Origin of the sequence: Loktanella sp. D2R18 (assembly GCF_003318235.1) — a bacterium.
Taxonomy (GTDB): domain Bacteria; phylum Pseudomonadota; class Alphaproteobacteria; order Rhodobacterales; family Rhodobacteraceae; genus Yoonia.
The window spans coordinates 37,865-54,259 of the sequence record NZ_QOCG01000031.1; the positions used below are offsets into that span (position 1 = coordinate 37,865).

Consider the following 16,395-nt stretch of genomic DNA (forward strand, 5'->3'; position numbering starts at 1 on the left):
CCCTTCTTTATAAAATGACGACAGGGAATAATACGATGGCAACAGACCTCGCTAAATTTGCCGAAGACAACGGCGTCAAATACTTCATGATTAGTTTCACCGACCTGTTCGGGGGCCAAAGGGCCAAGCTGGTGCCAGCACGGGCCATCGCAGACATGCAAGAAGACGGTGCCGGGTTCGCGGGGTTCGCCACCTGGCTCGACCTCACCCCTGCACACCCAGACATGCTGGCTGTTCCAGACCCAGAGGCGGTGATCATCCTGCCTTGGAACCGTGAAATCGCGTGGGTGCCCGCCGATTGCGTCATGGAAGGCGAACCCGTGGCCCAAGCGCCCCGCAACGTTTTGCGCCGCCTGATTGATGAAGCCGCCGAAGAAGGCATGCGTGTCAAAACTGGCATTGAGGCCGAGTTCTTTTTGCTCACGCCAGATGGCGAACAGGTCAGCGACCCCTTCGATACCGCGGCCAAACCTTGTTATGATCAACAAGCCTTTATGCGCCGCCTTGATGTGATCCAAGAGATCAGCGATCACATGCTGGAACTTGGATGGAACCCCTATCAAAACGACCACGAAGACGCGAACGGTCAGTGGGAAATGAACTGGGATTTCGATGACGCGCTGGCCACGGCTGACAAGCACAGTTTCTTTAAGTTCATGGTCAAAACCGTTGCCGAAAAACATGGCTACCGCGCGACATTCATGCCCAAACCGGTTGAGGGTCTAACAGGCAACGGCTGTCACGCGCATATTTCAGTTTGGGATCTGGACGGCAAAACCAACGTCTTTGCGATTGAACCCAACGATAGCAACCAAACAGCTGAACTTGGGCTATCCGAACAAGGGCGGTATTTCCTGGGCGGCATCATGAAACACGCGAGTGCGCTGCCCGCAATCACCAACCCAACGATCAATAGCTATAAACGTATCAATGCACCGCGTACAACATCTGGCGCGACTTGGGCCCCCAACACCGTCACATGGACGGGCAACAACCGCACACACATGGTCCGCGTTCCCGGTCCCGGCCGTTTTGAATTGCGGCTGCCCGACGGCGCTGTGAACCCCTATCTTTTGCAGGCGGTCATCATTGCAGCAGGCCTGTCAGGTGTCCGTAGCGAGGCCGATCCGGGCAAACGCTATGACATCGACATGTACGCCGAAGGGTTCAAAGTACGTGGGGCACCAAAACTGCCGCTTAACATGCTTGATGCATTGCGTGCCTTTGACAAAGACAAAGGCCTTAAGGCTGCAATGGGCGCGGAGTTCTCGACATCTTTCATCAAAATGAAGATGCAGGAATGGGATAGTTTCGTAGGTTATTTCAGCCAGTGGGAAAAACAGAACACATTGGATATCTGATTTAATACCATAAACGAAGGTGGTTGGCGCATATGCGCCAACCGCGATCCTAGCGCAGCCAACCTCGCGTCCGTGATGCGACCGAAAGCCAAAACAAAATAGCCGCCACGATGACCGAGACGCCGGTGCTCAAAATGGCTTCGCTCGCAAGACCGAGCGCCATCACACCGTACACAAACGTCGCCAGCGCCCCGACCAAAGCAAGGCCAAGAACCTGCACCGCGACTGCGCGACGCAACAACAACAAGATGCACCCGACAGCGCCGCCAAACACGGCAACAGCAAAGCTTGCCGTCGCCCACGCAGGCCGCTGCATGACCAAATCGTGATAGCGATCGGGCAATTTCGCTACAAAATCAGCGTCAGTTTGCATGATGAAATTCAGGCAGCCCATCAAGCTCCAGATCAACCCCATCACGGCGATCGACCAATAGCTCCACTTTGGTTTTTCCATCATGTGTCCTTTCGTTTCTTTACGACCATTAACGCAGCTAAAAAACGTGACCGAGGTCGATTTGCATACATGAACTGCTTAAGTTTTATTCACTCATAAGAATAATTATTGACTTAAGGTAATAGTCACGATGCAATCAAGCAAACGAAAAAAGGATTCCCAGATGCCCAAACGTATTGCCATTCTCGGTGCCGGTCCGTCCGGTCTTGCACAGCTTCGCGCCTTTCAGTCAGCCCAAGAAAAAGGCGCTGAAATCCCTGAAATCGTCTGCTTTGAAAAGCAATCAGACTGGGGTGGTCTATGGAACTACACATGGCGCACAGGGTTGGATCAATACGGTGAACCTGTGCACGGCTCTATGTATCGCTATCTTTGGTCAAATGGCCCGAAAGAAGGTCTAGAATTCGCCGATTATTCGTTTGAAGAACATTTCGGCAAACAAATCGCATCCTATCCCCCCCGCGCCGTGCTGTTCGACTATATTCAAGGGCGCGTACAAAAGGCGGGCGTTCGCGACTGGATCCAGTTTGAAACCGCGGTGCGTTGGGTCAAAAAGGTTGGCGACAAATTTCAGGTGACCGTTTGCCACCTGCCCGAAGATCACACCTACACCGAAGAATTCGACCATGTCATCGTCTGTACCGGTCACTTTAGCACACCAAATGTGCCGGAATTTGACGGTTTTGACTCGTTCAAAGGGCGCGTGTTGCACGCGCATGACTTCCGCGATGCAATGGAGTTCGCGGATAAGGATATCCTGATCGTCGGCACATCGTATTCCGCCGAAGACATCGGATCGCAGTGCTGGAAATACGGCGCGAAATCCATCACGGTCAGCCACCGCACCGCCGCGATGGGGTATGATTGGCCCGACAACTGGGCCGAAGTGCCGCTATTAACCCATATCGACGGCAAAACCGCCCATTTCAAAGACGGCACCACCAAAGACGTCGATGCTGTGATCTTGTGCACCGGCTACAAGCATCACTTTCCCTTCTTGCCCGACGATCTGCGCCTAAAAACCGCCAACCGACTGGCTGCTGCGGATCTCTATAAAGGGGTCACCTACGTGCACGAACCTGCGCTGTTCTACATCGGAATGCAGGATCAATGGTTCACCTTCAACATGTTCGACGCCCAAGCCTGGTATGTACGCGACGTCATTATGGACCGCATTGCGCTCCCCGATGAAGCGGCGATGAAAGCCGATGTGGATGACCGCATCGCACGCGAAGATGCTGGCGCAGATGACTATGACGCGATCTGGTATCAGGGCGATTACATCAAAGAACTGACCGCCGACACCGACTATCCGTCCTTCGACGTCGAAGGCGCGTGCAAAGCATTCAAAGAATGGAAAGGCCACAAAAAGAAAAACATCATGACCTTCCGTGACAACGGTTACAAATCAGTGATCACCGGCACAATGGCCCCCAAACACCACACCCCCTGGAAAGACGCGCTTGATGATAGTCTAGAGGTGTATTTGCAAAATTAAGGTTTTGGGCTCAAAGGCCGCTTTGAGCCCAAACCTACCTTGACTGGCAAGGACATAACCGATCTGTTCTCCGTATGGACGTATCAGCAATCTTTAAAAAGGACTTTCGCGGCGAACTCGGTGAGGCCGTTTGGCTCGTTGATACACCAGAAAATAGAAATCGGTTCGAAAAATCGTGTGACCTTGATCCCAACAGCGCTCTATTTTCTGTGAATGGTTTCAATACCTTGCAATCTGGGCTGGCCGAAACGGTTTGGAGCATCCATGATCACTATCCCGATTTGGACAAAATTATTGTCATTGGTGTCAAACTCAGTGCGTTGATCGCCAAAGAGCTGGACGGCGATTACATTCTTGAGGGAAAAAAGATGGGTTCATTTGCCGCCCAGCGAATGGCACCTAAGTCCCGCCTGTCCGCCGTCTCTCACTAAGAGCGCGGGCGTTCTTTCTTTGGATCATAACCCGCCAGATCAGGGCGGATCGCCGTGGGGAAGCGCCTTTGATGCCCGTCCAGCTTGCCGGTTTCGACATGCGTTCAAGGTTTTTTTATGGGTTATCGTTGCACAACGGCATCAAGTAGAACAATTTCAAGAAGGAATATGGCCATTTGTACACCCACGTCCCTGAGCGTGCTATAGTTTTACCATTATTATCTTAGCAGATGGAAACATATTTATGAAACACTTCACAGTCCCCAAAATGAGCATTGCCGCTTGTGCCGCTTTGCTAATCAGCAGCGCCCCCGCTTTCGCTGGCGGCTTGGGCGATGCGGTCGCCGAACCAGATCCGGTCATGCCGCCTCTTGCTGTCCCTCAGGCGAACAGCGACTATTACGTATCTGTTTTTGCAGGTGCCAATATGCTGTCGGATATCGACACCGATTATTACGGCTCTGAATATTCCGTGGGATTTGATACCGGGTTTGTCGCAGGTGTCACCGTTGGTAAAAAGATAAGTGATACGCTCCGCGTTGAGGGTGAATTGTCCTTTGCACGCGCTGCAGCCGCTGACTTTTCCGCTGGGTATAACGGCTATACTTACGTTGATTCTGACCCGGCCGACGGCGATCTGGATGCAACATATCTTTTGGTCAATCTTTGGTATGATTTCCCGTCGACTGGTCCAATGGGATACTATGTCGGCGGCGGCCTTGGCGGGGCCAAGGTCGAAGGTGACATTAGCTTCGATGGCGCCTCCTACGGCTATGGACCGGGAGAGACGAAGCTTGCGGGCCAAATCGGTGCCGGCTTGATGTACGACGTATCACAAACGCTGACTTTAGATGTTGGGTATCGATTTAAATATGTCGGTGACGTCGATTTTGACGATAACGATGGCAGCGGCGTTTACACAGGTGGCGATGTACAAAGCCACAGCTTGCAAGCCGGGTTGATGTACAACTTCTAGACGGCACTCACAAAAATTACGGGGTCCGTTTACTGCGGACCCCGACCTACATATGATACGATCTGAAGCGATCCATATTGAAGGTTTGCGATAAAGTGTCATCTGCACCTCCGACCAAAGAACACATTCTGCGCACGCTGCAAGTGGGCGTTGACCTTCAGCGTGACGGCAAATTTCTGGAAGCCGAACGCATATACCAATCCGTTCTGCGGGCTGACCCGCGACACCCAGATGCGCTCAATCTCATGGGTACCCTGGCCGTTGAAGCAAACGACGTTGACGTTGCATTAGACTATTTTGGAAAAGCGCTGCGGCGATCGCCGCGTAACGCTGTTTACCTAAACAATATGGGTAACCTGCTTTTGCGCTTGAAGCGCAATAAAGAAGGGCGCCAGCATTTACTAAAAGCCGTTCAAGCCCAACCGAATTTTGTTGAGGCGCTATGCAACCTTTCCAAGGCGCATAAGCTAATGCTGAATGGTGTTGAGGCCGAAAAGCTGCTGAGAAAGGCACTCTCAATTGACGCCGATAGCCTCAAGGCGCGGCTCGGGCTTGCTGATTTGCTGATCGACAATGGAAACTCTGACGGCGCCGCTGTACTGTATGAGGATATTCTGCGTCATCACCCTGACAGCGTCGAAGCCCTTTCAGGTCTTGCTGCTTCGCGCAAATTCGCGCCAGATGCGCCTGAGATTGACCTCGTTCTTCAACGGATCGCAATGCCGGATACATCCGATGACGCGTTGGTTCATCTTCACCATGCCGCAGGTAAGATCCTGAACGATCAGCGCCGTTATGATGACGCTATTCAGCATTTCTCCAAGGCGAAGACATATAGCAAAGGTGCGTTTGATTTAGATCGTCACCGGCAGTTTTATGGGTCGCTGATCGAAACGTTCACGCCAGAATTTTTTGCTGAAAGGACCGGTTTTGGGAACGATTCTGAACGGCCTGTCTTTATCGTTGGGATGCCACGTTCGGGCACGACTCTGACAGAACAAATTTGCGCAAGCCATCCAGATGTCTATGGCGCAGGGGAGCTTTCTGAGCTGCACAAAATTGCACGTTCACTTGGCCATTCTGCCTCTGAACCAGCGGCACTCGCCAAGGCTTTAGTTACAATGACCAAACGCGATTCTCAAAAATTGGCTGATCGCTATCTCTCTGCTTTGAAACGGCGCGATAGAAAGGCGCTTCACGTTGTAGATAAGATGCCACACAACTACGAGTTCCTAGGTCTCATCACGTTGCTGTTTCCGAACGCCAAAATCATCAACTGCAATCGCGATCCGATGGACAACTGTCTGTCGTGTTTTATGCATCGCTTCGCTGAAAGCCACGGTTATAACGCAGATCTCGAAACTGTCGGATATTATTACCGCGAGTACAGAAAGCTAATGGATCACTGGCAAGACGTTTTGCCAAGCCCCATCCTGCTCATGCAGTATGAAGAAACCGTCGCCGATTTGGAAACACGTGCGCGTGCACTTATCGACTTTGTGGCGTTACCTTGGGATCCGGCCTGCCTTGCCTTCCATGAAACTGAACGCACAGTCCGAACACCAAGCCGATGGCAAGTCCGCCAACCTATCTACACGACGTCGGTCAAACGCTGGACCCGCTATGGCGACGCAGTCGCGCCATTACAATCTGCACTTGGGGACCTGATCGTAGAGGGCGGTGCGAATGAGAACGCTTTGGCCACATAGCTACCGGCCGCTCTTAACCACCTAAGATCGTGGCTTTTCTTTTTGGGGATCATAACCCGCCAGATCGGGGCGGATCACAGCCGGAAGGCGTTTTTGGTGCCCGTCCAGCTTGCCGATCTCCACCTCCGTTCCGGCTGCGGCATGGACGACATCGATGCGTGCCATGGCAATGTTTTTGCCCAAAAGCGGCGACCGCATCGACGAAGTGACTTCACCAATTTGCGCGCGCCCGATATGGATGCAATCCCCATGCCCCACTTCAACTTCGCTACCAATATCAAGACCAACCAGCTTTCTCATCGGGTGTTCTTTGCGACGGATCAACGCGTCGCGGCCAATGAAATCATCCGGTTTTGATTTGAGAGGAACAGTAAACCCGATGCCCGCTTCAAACGGATCCGTTTGGTCAGAAAAGTCATAATCCGCAAAAATGAGACCCGCTTCGATCCGTACCATATCCAAGGCTTCTAGCCCCATGGGGCGCAGCCCATATTCTTGCCCAGCGCCCCAAATCGCATCAAATATCTCTGTGCAATGTTTGGGGTGGCACATGACCTCGTAGCCCAATTCACCCGTGTATCCGGTCCGCGAAATCACAAACGGTGTGCCTGCCTCATTGCGCAGACGTGCAGGTGTAAACCGGAACCAAGCGAGCTGATCAAATTCGGGGTTATGCGGCGCAGTCCAAACCAAATCACGTAGCAAATCACGTGATTTTGGCCCTTGAACCGCGACGTTGTGCAATTGGTCGGTCGAGGATCTGACCAGCACTTTGAGGCCCAGCTTTTCGGCCTGCTCTCGGATCCATTCGCCGCCATATTCACTGCCGCCAATCCAACGGAAATTGTCGCGTCCCAGACGAAATACGGTGCCGTCATCAATCATACCCCCGTGTTCGTAACACATCGCGGTATAGACTACGCCGCCCAACGGCAGCGTTTTCATGTTGCGGGTGAACACATACTGGCACAGCGCTTCGGCGTCTGGCCCTGTGATTTCAAACTTGCGCAGCGGCGACAGATCCATGATTGCCACATCTTGGCGGCAGGCATGATATTCCGCGATTGGACCAGCGTCAGCAAAACAATTGGGCAACCAATAGCCATTGTATTCGACAAAATTACGTGTGTGTTTTGCGAAACATTCATGGAATCCGGTTTGTTTGGTCATCTTAGGCTCCGAATTGGGCGTCGCGCGTGTCGCGATGGATTTTTGAAAGGTTTCTTTGCCAGAATAAGTCCGCACATGGATATCCGTTGGGTTCCAACCGTTGGCAGCGGTCGTGTCATCTGGGCAAGCACTGCTGACGCAAACAATGTCCGTTAATGCGCGCAACAGCACATAGTCCCCCGGCCGTGACCAAGGTTCGTCCGCGTACATGACCCCGTGATCATCGATGCGCGTGTTGAAAAAAAAGTTGATAGCCATCCACCCCGGCCGCCCTGTGACGCCATATTCAGCCAGTGCGGCATTGAAATTGTCCGAACAGTTCGCGTGGCCAGGATAGCCGATGTCATCATAGTATTTGGAGGCACAAGCCATCGCAAAGGCATCGTGGCGCCCGCAGGTGTCTTGGATAACCTCCACGAGCGGCACCATTTCCTGATCGTAGTATTTCGCATGTAGGCCCGGCATCGGGTAGGCATGGCCCATCAAGGTGCGCGTGGTCGTCACATCCAACGCGTGCTCAATTCCCTCGTCTAGCTTACGCGCGCTGAAACATTCGAAATCTGTGCACTGCCTACCATCGACATCAAGAATTTGGATGTAGTCGCCCGCCTTTACAAAATAGGCCTCGGCGGTTTGGGTATAGACCCGAATATCTTGCAGTGGATCGGCAAGCGGCGTGGGTAGCGCAAACCCCACACGGGGTTTTATGACCGCCCGTTTTATGGTGACAGTCAACGGTGTTGCCGTGTTCTGTGTTTCAAAATCCATTATGCCGCCGGGTGCTGCGATCACGACGCAACCATCGCGTTGCGCAGTAAAGCTAGCTTCGGTCTTGGCGGGCGTTGTAGCCTCAAACAGATGCACGGCATGCGCGCTGGCGACATCGATGTTGCGCGCGTTCAGCCCCATCCGAAGTCCGCGCAAAGAACGGTCGCTACTTTCCAACAATGACTGCAGGCCCAACGCGGGCCCTTGCGCTGTCGCGCCGACAATGCTCGGGTCAACCACGCCCTTTGGGTCACAGACCAACAGCTCGCAGGGTTGACCGCCTTCGTCGTTAATTACTGTGATCTTATCTCCGGCAGAGATCGGCACAAGAACCGCACCGCAGGCTTCGACCACATACCGTTCGGTCCCCGCAGGCAGCGAGAAAACGCGCGGCTCGTAGATCGCGCTCGGCTTTGGAGGGCCGGGGCGTATATTCAAAATTTCGTCCCGCATCATCGCCCCGTCTGTTGCATGAATGGAATATTTATTTAATATGATGAATATAATTGAATGTGACGCCTCGCAAACACAATCGACAGGGAACATGTGAATAATTACATCACGTTTTTGAAAACCTGCGCGCTGTGGTCCCTTTCCGCTCCGGTAAACACCTGATGTCACTCGTTTTAGGTTTAATCGCAGCCGCCTGTTGGGGGCTTCATGATTTTTGCGTCCGCATCATCAGTCAAAACGCCCCTGTAAGCGCCTGCTTGTTTGCCGTCATGGTGTTTGGACTGATCTTTCAGGCCGGGCTTTTGGTCACAACTGGAAGCTATGCGCGCATCCCTGCGGCGAGCGTCGGACCATTAATCTGCGCTGGCGCTTCTTTTGCGATTGCTAATTGCGGGCTGTACATCGCCTTTCAGCGCGGCCCAGTCTGGCTAGCCGCGCCGCTAGTTGCTTGTTTCAGTGTCTTTTCTGTCGGCATCGCGTTGATCGGTGGCACCGCCGTTTCATTAAAACAATGGGGTGCAATTGCGATGATCTTTGGCGGCATCACGATGATCGCTACCCTCGCGGACCGGGGTGACGCGCAAGACAATGGAAAATTTTTGACAATTGTGAGTGCGTTGATCGCGGCGGCCGGGTTTTCAAGCACGTTTTACTTTGGGCAAACCGCCACGGAAATGACCAACGGGCTCGTGTCTGCCGTGGTCACGCGCATCGTTGCCATTGGCGTTTTCCTTACCGGAATTCTCGCCTTGCGTCTGCCAGTGTGGCCTAAATCAGACGCGCTCGGTGTGCTTATAATTATGGGGATCCTTGACGGTATTGCCATCCTGTCCATCATGATTGCAGGCAATCACCCGCACCCCGAATACGCCGCGGTCACAACGGCGATGTACGGGTTGCCAACCATATGGCTAGCCGCATTTTTCCTAAAAGAACGTATCAGCCCGATGCAATGGTGGGGCTGCGTCATCGCATTTTTGGGTGTCGGTTATCTCGCATTATGACGCCCTTGATAGTCTTGTTTCATGGGCTCTTTTGTGCCCGCACAAAAAAGGCCCCGATGCTTTCGCACCGGGACAGCTTGGGACAGGTCGAGGGCAGGTTCTTTAGCGGCGCGTTGATGCACCAGTTGGATAACGAGGTTCATCCGTCGGGCGATGGGATGCTTCGCGACCATCGTCGTCATAGTCGCCACGATTGTGAATTTCTTCCGGCTCTGAAAGGATTTCAAAGCGCAAGCTATAGGTTTCATCTTCGCGTTGGGTGGCAAAGATACCTTTGATGTCGATTCCGCCAACAGAGTTCCCGAAGACTTGGTCGCAATCATCGAGACCGCTTGTTTGGCTACAATCTTGGTCGGGGAAAGTTTCCGAACACCAATTGATGACCGCTTGGTAACATGCGCCCAAGGTTGTAAATTCGGCGTGCGCTTGGATAGGCGCAAAAGTTGCTGCAGTTAGTATCGTACCGATCGAAAATGTTTTGATAAAATTAGGCATAATATAGATCCAGTTTTTTATTTTGTAGCAACAGTTACCTGCGCTACAGTTATAGGTCGCTGGAGGTCTGAAAATGGTTCAAAGAAAATACATGTTTTTTCGGAAAAATATAAACCATTGATATTAATAATTTTTATGGAATGCTTGATGCCGTGGCGCCCCCGATCCTGATTATATAGGGCCGGGGGCAACCGATTAATCAGTGAGTTCGCTCATGTGAACTAAGCGATGTTCGCGGATCGATATTTGCGCAGCCATGCCCATCAGCACGGCGATTTTTCCATCGTTAAGCGATACATCAGGCTGGTCGCGCTGCCCACGCACCAATTCAAGGAACCCTTTGTGTTGATAATAGGTCGATCCATTGTGATCGCCTGCGTCAAGCAGGGTTGGATCAACGGGGATATCTTTGTGGGCCGGCCCTTTGGGGGTGCGGGGACTGACGATCAGTTGCGGCACGGGCGCGTCACCCAAATGGTCCGGCCAAAAACGGCCGGGTCCCGGCACCAAGGCTTCGACCTTACCGTTTGGACCAACCGCCGAGATTTCCTCTTGGTACTGCGCGCCTTCGGCAAACATGCAGAGTTCCAGCAAGGCGCGGCTCCCGTTTGCAAAATCCACAATGACATAGCCATTGTCCAAAATATCCGGCTGTTCCCCATTATACCGTTCGTCAATGTGGTTCGCATCTTGGCCGCCAGAGGCCATGACCCGGATCGGTTCGGATTTCAAAACCAACCGCATTAGATCAAAGAAGTGACAGCATTTTTCGACAAAGGTCCCCCCTGAATAGCGATCAAAACGATTCCAATCGCCGACTTTTTCCAAGAACGGAAAGCGGTGTTCGCGGATTGTCAGCATTTTGATCCCGCCTGTGGCGTCATCCGCGCAATTCAAAAGCGCGGTGATGGGAGGCATATAGCGGTATTCCATCGCGACCCAAACCGGCGATGGGTATGTATTTGCGAATGTGTTGATACGTTCAATTTGGTCAATGTCGGTAAATAGCGGTTTTTCAACCAACACCGGCAGGTGCCGTTTCGCGGCCAGCATTTCAAGCTGTTCGACGTGCCGAAAGTTCGGGCTAACAATCAGAATGCAATCCAATTCAGGCATGTCCAACAACGCGTCAATACTAGCAGCCATTTGGGCGTCAGGCGCGATTGATTGGGCGATTTTTGCCATTTCCTCGTCAGGTTCAAAGACCCCGGCAACGCGCGCATTTTCCAACAACGCGATGTTGTGCATGTGTTCATGGCCCATCATGCCGCAACCGATGATGCCGTAGTTTGTGGTGTTTGACATATTTCCTCCCTAACGCAGGCGCTGCACATAGCGGGCGCGCTGCGGGTCAAACCAAGTTCTTGAAAACTCAACCGAACCATGTTGTTCGGTATGGCTTATCCGCTCAATAAACCCGACGGTTTCGCCGGGTTCTGGCGTGAATTCTGTGGGGGCCCAATCGGGGACCTTTCCGATGGAAACATAGTCTTCGGCGTGTGTGATCCAAAACCCAAGTCGCATTTTGTAATAGCGGTACAGCGAATCAGATAGGTCTGCGGGCACGATTTCCCCCGCGCAACAGTCGAGCCAGATTTCTTCGACAGCGATAGGTTCGTGATTCAAAAACCGCAACCGTTTGATCCGCGTGCCCCGTTCCGACTGCCCGAATTGCGGCAGATCGTCGGGCTTTTTCAATTCATCAACAGTCAAAACTTTCGCCGTTGGCAGACCACCACCACGCAGCAATTCCAGCCGGAACATCGAATAGACGCTGGCGACGTCAGGGGTCTTTCGGACATAGTTTCCCGACCCTTGAATACTTTCGATCAGGCCGTTTTTTTCAAGTATTGCGAGCGCTTTGCGCAAGGTCCGTACGGTCGTATCATGCTGTTTTGCAAGCGTGCGCTCTGGCGGCAACCGTTCCCCGTCCAGCAATTGGCCAGACGCGATTTCGCGGATCAAGACCTCACTGATCTGCACATAGAGCGGCAGTGCAGATGCTGTTTCGCTTTTAACATACATCGCGGGGAGGGTTGCTTTCGAAAATAATTGATACACCATTGATCCAGATCAAAGACACTGTTAGCCGTAAAGAAAGTCAAGCGGTTTTCTTGGGGCAATCCCGAAAGCCGCATCAGGGAGGATGACCAAAATGACCGTCGTGCCGGTAACGTCTGCTGATCTTGATGCCGCCGAAGTGTCGTGGTTTGCGGCCCTTTGTTCAGATGACTATCAATTTTTGGGGCAACCTGATGGGGCGCTCCGGTCATCGTGGGATCATTGCTCTGGCATTGTGAAAACGGCTGAAAAGCAAGGATTTCGGAATATCCTATGCCCGTCATCCTATCAGGTTGGGCAAGATACGCTAAGCTTTGTGGCTGGCTGTGCGCCAATCACATCGGACATCAATATGCTGGCCGCTGTGCGTTGCGGGGAAATGCAGCCGATTATGCTAGCGCGCACAATCGCGACGCTTGATCATATGCTGAACGGTCGTTTGACCGTGAACATCATCAGCTCCGATTTTCCCGGACAAGTCGAAGAAAGCAGCTACCGCTATCAGCGGTCACGCGAGGTCGTTGAGATACTCAAACAGGCGTGGACCCAAGACGAAATAAACCACAAAGGCGAGATCTACAATTTCTCAGGCCTGACCTCGGACCCGGTGCGCCCCTACCAAACAGGCGGGCCGCTTTTGTACTTTGGTGGCTACTCCCCTGCCGCGCTTGAGCTTTGCGGTGAGCATTGTGATGTTTACCTCATGTGGCCTGAAAAGGTCGAAGAATTGGCGGGCCGAATGAAGGCTGTGAATGCAGTCGCCGAAAAATACGAACGTACTTTGGATTACGGGCTACGCGTACACGTGATCGTGCGCGATACAGAGGCCGAGGCGCGTGAATATGCGGATTATATCGTCTCTAAACTGGATGATGATCAAGGTGACGCGATCCGCAACCGTGCGCAGGATGCGAAGTCACTTGGTGTTAGCCATCAGGCAAAGAACCGTGAAATCGCGGATGATTCCGGCTACATTGAACCCAACCTTTGGACAGGCGTTGGCCGTGCCCGGTCTGGCTGTGGTGCGGCGCTTGTTGGGTCAACGGATCAGGTTTTGTCAAAACTTAAAGCCTATCAAAAAATGGGTATCCGTGCGTTTATCTTGTCAGGCTATCCGCATATGGATGAGGCCGAACACTTTGGAACACGCGTATTACCGCAGATGAAAACTTGCTCTTTACCACATGAATATGGACGCGTGCCTGCCAGTGTGCCTGCAACCCCCCTTGGAAATGGAGTCCGCCGCTAATGATGCCGCGTATTGATATCACCCCTGACCTTTCGTTTAGTCAGATCGTTTATGGCATGTGGCGGATCGGCGATGACGCTGACACATCTGTCGCCCATATCGAAGCGAAAATTCAAAGCTGTCTTGCGCAGGGAATTACGACATTTGATCAGGCTGACATTTATGGCGGCTATGCTGCCGAAGACATTTTAGGCACCGCATTAAAGGCGAACCCTGCGCTCCGCCCGCAAATGGAGATCGTCACCAAATGCGATATCGTCGCACCAATGGGCCGTTATGAAGATGCGAAATGCAAACATTACGACACCTCACGGGCGCATATCACATCATCTGTTGACTATTCGCTTGCGGCGATGGGAATTGAGCAAATTGACCTTCTGCTTATTCACCGCCCAGACCCGTTGATGGATCACAATGAAACCGGCGTTGCGCTTGACGAGATAGTGAAATCGGGCAAGGTGCGCGCTGTTGGCGTGTCCAACTTTAAGCTTTGGGATTGGGAATTGCTGCAATCGGGCATGAACGAAAAACTGGTCACGAACCAGGTTGAGATTTCAGCCTCCGCAATTACCCCATTCACCAATGGCGATATCGCATTTCATCAACGCCACGATCATCCAATGATGGCGTGGTCCCCATTGGGTGGCGGCGATTTGATGACAGGGCAAAGCGCGCTGACCGACCGTATGGATGAAATCGCCAAAGATCAGGGCGTAGACCGGGCGGCCGTTGCCGTTGCGTTTTTGCTGCGCCACCCGGCCAAAATATTACCGGTATTGGGGACAAATAACCTTGAACGGATTGGCCGCCTGTCAGATGCTCTTTCTGTTACAATTAGCCGTCAAGACTGGTTCTATCTATACGAATCCGCATTGGGTACCGAAGTCGCATGATCGCAACCGAAACAATCGCAACCGAGACATCATTTGTCCCTGACCCAAGCAACCCGCGCCAACTGCGGGATGCATTTGGTCGGTTTGCGACTGGCGTGACGATTGTGACAGTGGCCACGCAAGATGGTCCGATGGCAATCACGGCGAATAGCTTTTCATCATTGTCGCTGGAGCCTCCGCTTGTGATGTGGGCACCCGATAAATCATCACGCCGCTATGCGCATTTTGCGCAGGCTGAACATTTTGCGATCCATGTTCTGGCATCTGATCAAGAAGACCTGTGTTGGCGGGTTGCCCGCGATGGGGCCGGGTTGTTGGCAAACGAACTGACCACAAACGCCGAAGATGTACCCGTTTTGTCAGGCTGTCTCGCGCGCTTCGAATGCCGCCGCTACGCATCTTACGACGGAGGGGATCACGACATCGTCGTGGGGCAGGTTCTGCGTGCCGCCCAGCGCGAAGACGGCGACGCATTGACGTTTTTTAAAGGAAAGATGGCTGGTCACATCGCGCGGTAATGCGGTGTAAGAGGAGGCAGCCAACAACAAGGACCAAAACTGAAATCTGAATGTCTGGGGAGGACACCATGAAGATGAAAACGAACAAATTGATGTTGGCGGCGCTGATGCTGTCAGGCGCAAGCAGCGCATATGCGGACGAAGTATCGTTCCTATGCTACCAAGACAGCAATGAATGCGATGTGATCGCAGAAATGTTGCCGACCTTTACCGCAAATACGGGTCACACGGTGAACTTGGAAACTGTCGCCTATGACGTGATCCGCGATCAGCTTGAAAACCAATTGCAAACCGATGCCGCCCCTGATGTGGCGCGTGTGACCAACTTGGGTGGTTTGAACCAGTATTACCTTGATCTTGCCCCTTATGTGGACGGCGCGGCTTGGGAAGCCAGCTATGGCGCGACATTGCCGTGGTTCCGCACACCCGGTGGCGAAGATGCTGGCATTTACGGTTGGATGACCCAACTGACCGTGACCGGCCCCTATGTGAACGTGACGCTTTTTGAAGACGCAGGCGTAGACATGCCCGGCGCGGGCGCAACATGGGACGATTGGGCAACCGCCCTGATGGAAGTCAAGGAAATGACAGGCATCACAGCGGGCCTAGCGATGGATCGCACCGCACACCGCCTTGCTGGCCCAGCGTTCAGCTATGGCGCGCAATTCTTTGACGACGCGGGCCAGCCAATGTTGGTTGACGCGGGTTTCCGCGATTTCGCCGAAACATTCGTGGGTTGGCACGAATCCGGCTTGATGCCCGCCGAGGGTTGGCCAGCTGGCGAAGGGACACAGTACCGTAACGCGGCACCATTGTTCCAATCAGGCGATGTTGCAATGCACATGTCTGGGTCATGGATGATCAACAGCTATGCTGACAACATCTCCGACTTTGATTGGATCGCAGTTCCGGCACCATGTGGCACAGGTGGTTGTGGTGCAATGCCCGGTGGCGCTGCGATTGTCGCGTTTGAATCAACAGACGTGCCTGAAGCGGCCGCTGCCTTGATTGATTTCCTTGCGATGGAAGAAAACGCAGCACAATTTGCGGCCGCGACCCGCAACATCACGGCACACCAAGGTCTGCAAGCATCCGGCATTGACTATGCAGATGCATCCCCAGCGGTTGCGGCGGCTTTGTCAGTCTTTGCAGCCAATGCAGGCGTTGCGGCGGAAACAACCCCGCAAGCCTACACATTGCAAGGGTACGCGAAGAACTTTGTCATCTATGGCGCGGTTCCAGATTACCTGACACAGGCAATCACGGGTGAGCTGACGCTAGACGAAGCGCTTGATGCGATTGATGCGGATGTTGCCGCCAAGATCGCCGAGTAAGACGTCTAACAGGGGGTCACG

At 53.0% G+C, this 16,395-nt stretch carries 15 protein-coding genes; 10 read left to right on the plus strand and 5 right to left on the minus strand.

Annotated features, from left to right (window positions below; genetic code table 11):
• Positions 1-35: 35 nt before the first annotated feature.
• On the plus strand, positions 36-1,361 hold the full coding sequence (gene glnT, locus DS901_RS16950; RefSeq protein WP_113778196.1) for a type III glutamate--ammonia ligase: 1,326 nt from the start codon (positions 36-38) through the stop codon (positions 1,359-1,361).
• Between the two features lie 49 nt (positions 1,362-1,410).
• On the opposite strand, the gene DS901_RS16955 is transcribed toward glnT, so the two are convergent.
• Positions 1,411-1,818, minus strand: coding sequence for a hypothetical protein (locus DS901_RS16955; protein ID WP_258546777.1), 408 nt, complete (start codon positions 1,816-1,818; stop codon positions 1,411-1,413).
• A 160-nt stretch (positions 1,819-1,978) separates the two neighbouring features.
• On the opposite strand from DS901_RS16955, the gene DS901_RS16960 reads away from it, so the two are divergent.
• The 4 genes from DS901_RS16960 to DS901_RS16975 all read left to right on the plus strand — a co-directional run bounded on the left by DS901_RS16960 (position 1,979) and on the right by DS901_RS16975 (position 6,429).
• Positions 1,979-3,313, plus strand: coding sequence for an NAD(P)-binding domain-containing protein (locus DS901_RS16960; protein ID WP_113778197.1), 1,335 nt, complete (start codon positions 1,979-1,981; stop codon positions 3,311-3,313).
• Positions 3,314-3,387: 74 nt separating this feature from the next.
• Positions 3,388-3,744 carry a hypothetical protein gene (locus tag DS901_RS16965; RefSeq protein ID WP_113778123.1) on the plus strand — a complete coding sequence of 119 codons (357 nt, stop codon included), beginning with the start codon at positions 3,388-3,390 and terminating at the stop codon, positions 3,742-3,744.
• Positions 3,745-3,988: 244 nt separating this feature from the next.
• Entirely contained in the window at positions 3,989-4,720 is a 732-nt protein-coding gene (locus DS901_RS16970) for an outer membrane protein (RefSeq protein ID WP_113778124.1), read from the plus strand.
• A 95-nt stretch (positions 4,721-4,815) separates the two neighbouring features.
• Complete coding sequence (locus tag DS901_RS16975; protein ID WP_113778198.1) at positions 4,816-6,429, plus strand: tetratricopeptide repeat-containing sulfotransferase family protein; 1,614 nt, start codon at positions 4,816-4,818, stop codon at positions 6,427-6,429.
• Between the two features lie 21 nt (positions 6,430-6,450).
• Here DS901_RS16975 and DS901_RS16980 read toward each other — a convergent pair whose 3' ends face one another.
• Entirely contained in the window at positions 6,451-8,820 is a 2,370-nt protein-coding gene (locus DS901_RS16980) for a DUF1989 domain-containing protein (protein WP_113778199.1), read from the minus strand.
• A 161-nt stretch (positions 8,821-8,981) separates the two neighbouring features.
• Between DS901_RS16980 and DS901_RS16985 the strand changes: the two genes are divergently transcribed.
• Positions 8,982-9,824, plus strand: coding sequence for a DMT family transporter (locus tag DS901_RS16985; RefSeq protein ID WP_113778125.1), 843 nt, complete (start codon positions 8,982-8,984; stop codon positions 9,822-9,824).
• A 102-nt stretch (positions 9,825-9,926) separates the two neighbouring features.
• Here DS901_RS16985 and DS901_RS16990 read toward each other — a convergent pair whose 3' ends face one another.
• The 3 genes from DS901_RS16990 to DS901_RS17000 all read right to left on the minus strand — a co-directional run bounded on the left by DS901_RS16990 (position 9,927) and on the right by DS901_RS17000 (position 12,344).
• The gene (locus tag DS901_RS16990) at positions 9,927-10,319 is read right to left on the minus strand and encodes a hypothetical protein (RefSeq protein ID WP_113778126.1); all 393 of its coding nucleotides are present in this window, start codon (positions 10,317-10,319) and stop codon (positions 9,927-9,929) included.
• Positions 10,320-10,514: 195 nt separating this feature from the next.
• Positions 10,515-11,624: a Gfo/Idh/MocA family protein gene (locus DS901_RS16995; RefSeq protein WP_113778127.1), complete on the minus strand. Its 1,110-nt coding sequence runs from the start codon at positions 11,622-11,624 to the stop codon at positions 10,515-10,517.
• A 9-nt stretch (positions 11,625-11,633) separates the two neighbouring features.
• Positions 11,634-12,344: a GntR family transcriptional regulator gene (locus DS901_RS17000; RefSeq protein WP_113778200.1), complete on the minus strand. Its 711-nt coding sequence runs from the start codon at positions 12,342-12,344 to the stop codon at positions 11,634-11,636.
• Positions 12,345-12,474: 130 nt separating this feature from the next.
• Between DS901_RS17000 and DS901_RS17005 the strand changes: the two genes are divergently transcribed.
• The 4 genes from DS901_RS17005 to DS901_RS17020 all read left to right on the plus strand — a co-directional run bounded on the left by DS901_RS17005 (position 12,475) and on the right by DS901_RS17020 (position 16,374).
• Positions 12,475-13,629, plus strand: a complete 1,155-nt coding sequence (locus DS901_RS17005) for an LLM class flavin-dependent oxidoreductase (RefSeq protein WP_113778201.1) — start codon at positions 12,475-12,477, stop codon at positions 13,627-13,629.
• Positions 13,630-13,631: 2 nt separating this feature from the next.
• Complete coding sequence (locus DS901_RS17010; RefSeq protein WP_113778202.1) at positions 13,632-14,522, plus strand: aldo/keto reductase; 891 nt, start codon at positions 13,632-13,634, stop codon at positions 14,520-14,522.
• Positions 14,519-15,040: a flavin reductase family protein gene (locus tag DS901_RS17015; protein ID WP_113778128.1), complete on the plus strand. Its 522-nt coding sequence runs from the start codon at positions 14,519-14,521 to the stop codon at positions 15,038-15,040. Before DS901_RS17010 ends, DS901_RS17015 begins: the two co-directional genes overlap by 4 nt.
• A gap of 74 nt (positions 15,041-15,114) precedes the next feature.
• Positions 15,115-16,374, plus strand: a complete 1,260-nt coding sequence (locus tag DS901_RS17020; protein WP_113778203.1) for an ABC transporter substrate-binding protein — start codon at positions 15,115-15,117, stop codon at positions 16,372-16,374.
• Positions 16,375-16,395 lie beyond the last annotated feature (21 nt).

Excerpts from the sequence above, each read along its gene's own strand:
- glnT (WP_113778196.1), top strand. The coding sequence starts at position 36 with ATGGCAACAGACCTCGCTAAATTTGCCGAAGACAACGGCGTCAAATAC.
- DS901_RS16955 (WP_258546777.1), bottom strand. The coding sequence starts at position 1,818 with ATGATGGAAAAACCAAAGTGGAGCTATTGGTCGATCGCCGTGATGGGG.
- DS901_RS16960 (WP_113778197.1), top strand. The coding sequence starts at position 1,979 with ATGCCCAAACGTATTGCCATTCTCGGTGCCGGTCCGTCCGGTCTTGCA.
- DS901_RS16965 (WP_113778123.1), top strand. The coding sequence starts at position 3,388 with ATGGACGTATCAGCAATCTTTAAAAAGGACTTTCGCGGCGAACTCGGT.
- DS901_RS16970 (WP_113778124.1), top strand. The coding sequence starts at position 3,989 with ATGAAACACTTCACAGTCCCCAAAATGAGCATTGCCGCTTGTGCCGCT.
- DS901_RS16980 (WP_113778199.1), bottom strand. The coding sequence starts at position 8,820 with ATGCGGGACGAAATTTTGAATATACGCCCCGGCCCTCCAAAGCCGAGC.
- DS901_RS16985 (WP_113778125.1), top strand. The coding sequence starts at position 8,982 with ATGTCACTCGTTTTAGGTTTAATCGCAGCCGCCTGTTGGGGGCTTCAT.
- DS901_RS16990 (WP_113778126.1), bottom strand. The coding sequence starts at position 10,319 with ATGCCTAATTTTATCAAAACATTTTCGATCGGTACGATACTAACTGCA.
- DS901_RS16995 (WP_113778127.1), bottom strand. The coding sequence starts at position 11,624 with ATGTCAAACACCACAAACTACGGCATCATCGGTTGCGGCATGATGGGC.
- DS901_RS17000 (WP_113778200.1), bottom strand. The coding sequence starts at position 12,344 with ATGTATGTTAAAAGCGAAACAGCATCTGCACTGCCGCTCTATGTGCAG.
- DS901_RS17005 (WP_113778201.1), top strand. The coding sequence starts at position 12,475 with ATGACCGTCGTGCCGGTAACGTCTGCTGATCTTGATGCCGCCGAAGTG.
- DS901_RS17010 (WP_113778202.1), top strand. The coding sequence starts at position 13,632 with ATGCCGCGTATTGATATCACCCCTGACCTTTCGTTTAGTCAGATCGTT.
- DS901_RS17015 (WP_113778128.1), top strand. The coding sequence starts at position 14,519 with ATGATCGCAACCGAAACAATCGCAACCGAGACATCATTTGTCCCTGAC.
- DS901_RS17020 (WP_113778203.1), top strand. The coding sequence starts at position 15,115 with ATGAAAACGAACAAATTGATGTTGGCGGCGCTGATGCTGTCAGGCGCA.